Origin of the sequence: Mesorhizobium sp. M4A.F.Ca.ET.050.02.1.1 (genome assembly GCF_003997725.1) — a bacterium.
Taxonomy (GTDB): domain Bacteria; phylum Pseudomonadota; class Alphaproteobacteria; order Rhizobiales; family Rhizobiaceae; genus Mesorhizobium.
On the sequence record NZ_RZSG01000800.1, the window covers coordinates 1 to 2,664 of the forward strand.

Below are 2,664 nucleotides of genomic sequence, written 5' to 3' on the forward strand. Positions count from 1 at the left end.
ATCCGATGAACGAAGAGCACCTTGCGATCCTACGCAGGCACATGGTCGAGATGATTGCGATCCTCGCCGACCTTACAAGCGACGAACTCGGCAAGGCAGCGTTCGAAGAGCGGGTGATGGCTTCGATGCTGCGGGTGCCGCGACATCTCTTCGTGCCGGCCTCGGTCGCGCCTTATGCCTACCAGGACATGCCGCTGCCGATCGGCTTCGACAAGACCATCTCTCAGCCCTTCATGGTCGCTCTGATGACCGATCTCCTTGCTCCCCGACGCCACGAGTCGGTGCTCGAGATCGGGACCGGACTGGGTTATCAGACCGCGATTCTCGCGGAACTCGCCGGACAGGTCTGGAGCGTCGAGATCATCGAGGAATTCGCCAGCCAGGCCGAGGATCTGCTGCGGGGCCTTGGCTTCTCCAACGTCGCCATCCGTGTCGGGGACGGGTCTCGCGGCTGGCCCGAGCACGCTCCGTTCGACAAGATCCTGGTGAGCGTGGCGGCCGACCGGACGCCGCCGGCTCTGCTCGACCAGCTCAAGCCAGGGGGACGTCTGGTTCTGCCACTGGTGGCCGAAGACGTTCAGTTTCTGACTGTTATCGACAAGGCCGCGGCAGGGCAGATCAAGACCCGCAAACTCATTCCGGTCCGGTTCAGCCGGCTCGAAACCGTCTGATGCGGTGCGCACAGCTGGCACGACCGCGCTTTCCGACCCTGACGCAGCTCCGGCAAACGCCGCTCGCAGCTGAAAGACCGCAGTAGGTACGGCTCTCGCCCCTAACTGCGCACCTGCCGCAGCACTGTCTTTTCCACCACAGGCTCCAGCGATTCCGCGAAGGGGGTCGCCAGATGATGGCGGTCGCGGTAGGCGAGCTTGCCGTTGATGAAGACGTGGCAGGTGGTCTGGTCGCAGAACTGGCTGGTCAGGTCGACATAGGTGGCGCCGGGCACGCTGCGCACGACGTCGCGCTCCGCCGCGGCGATATCGTCGTTCGCCGCCGTGATCCTCGGCGTATCGCAGACCTCAGGTGGCTGCCCGCGCCAGAGCGCCCGCGCCACGCATTTGTCGACATAGTTTCCATTGTAGGGCACGTCCCTGATCACCGCGACCTTGATCCCGGCCCGGCTGAATGCCGCGAGCGTCCAGTGCAGGCCGGCCCTCCATTCCTGGTTCCAATCGGCGTGCCTCAGTTCCTCGGGCGATTCCTTCATCACGTTGCCGATCGAGAATTCCGAGATCACCACCATGCGCGGATGCAGCGCGATGATGTCCTTGACCGATTGCTCCCGCCACCGGTCGCATTCGGTGTAGTCGCGCTTCAGCCGCCAGTTCCAGGTCGTGACCCGTGAGGCACGGCAGGAGGATTTGAGATAGGTCACGACGCGGTAGTTGTTCCTGCTTGCCGCCTCGATCAGCGGCGTCGACCAATGATCGGCATGCGAGTCGCCGAACAGCACGACCGAACCCTCGGCATCCTTGGCGCCGAACACGCAGGGCTTGGGCTTGACGGTCTCGAAATCGAGCACGCAGCCGCCCTTGGCGCGCGCGGTGGAGGGGCGTGCCGCACTTTCGGCGATGACGCGCTGCTCGGGGTCGAGGTCGTGCACGGCCAGTCGCGCATTGGCGTAGGCGGCGACGACGCCGGTGCCGGTCAGGAGGACGGCCGGCACCAGCGCCCGCGCCGCATTGGCCATAAGCCAGCCATTGCGGCGTATCGGGTTCTCGATGAACAGGTAGGTGAAGGCCGACAGCGCCAGCGTCAGCGCCAGGCAGAAGAGGCGCTGCACGGTGGAGAGCTCGGCGGTAAGCATGCCGGCATAGACGATGACCGGCCAGTGCCAGAGATAGAGCGAATAGGAAAGCTTGCCGACCCATTGCAAGGGCGGCAGCGCCAGGACGGCACTGAGGCCGTTCCTGGCGCCGGCCGCTCCCGCCAGCAGCATGAGGACAGTGCCGGCCACCGGCACCAAAGCCGGCAGGCCGGGGAAGGGGGCGTCCTCGCTGAAGCAAAGATAGGCGATGGCGATCAGCGCAAGGCCCGCCCAGGCCATGGCGGCGCTCAGGCCGCGGCGCTGCCGCAAGGCCGCCGCCGGCACGAGCGTTGCCAGCCCGCCGGCGGCGAACTCCCAGGCGCGCAACGGCGAGAAATAGAAGGCCCAGGGTTGGGCTACCGTGGTCAGCCAGGCACAGACGGCGAAGGAGACAAGGCCGGCAAGCCCGATGACCAGGATCACCGCCCGCTTGCCCGGCCTCAACCATGCCGCAAGCATCAGCAGCGCCGGCCAGGCGAGGTAGAACTGCTCCTCGACCGACAGCGACCAGAAATGGATGAACGGGTTGTTGGCGGCGTCGGCGGCGAAATAGTCGAACGACCAGCGGATAAGCCACAGATTGATCATGTAGGCCGAGGCGAACATGGCGCCCTTGGAATAGAGCGACTGCTCCTCCGGCGACAGGATGACGGCGCCGGCGACCAGCGTGGCAAGGATGACGAACAGCGCGGCCGGAAGCAGCCGGCGCGCGCGCCGCGCATAGAAGCGCCAGAGGTCGAGCCGGCCGGTCTCGCCGATCTCGTTCACGAGATGGCGGGTGATCAGATAGCCCGAGATGACGAAGAAGATGTCGACGCCGGTGAAGCCGCCGGGGAGCGCCGTGAGCCCGAAATGGA

At 65.7% G+C, this 2,664-nt stretch carries 2 protein-coding genes; one reads left to right on the forward strand and one right to left on the reverse strand.

The features are described 5' to 3' along the window. Positions 1-671: protein-L-isoaspartate(D-aspartate) O-methyltransferase (locus EOA33_RS31330; protein WP_210212635.1), on the forward strand; the 671-nt coding region annotated here is incomplete at its 5' end. Between the two features lie 101 nt (positions 672-772). Here EOA33_RS31330 and EOA33_RS31335 read toward each other — a convergent pair. Further along, positions 773-2,664: acyltransferase family protein (locus EOA33_RS31335; RefSeq protein ID WP_145989390.1), on the reverse strand; the 1,892-nt coding region annotated here is incomplete at its 5' end.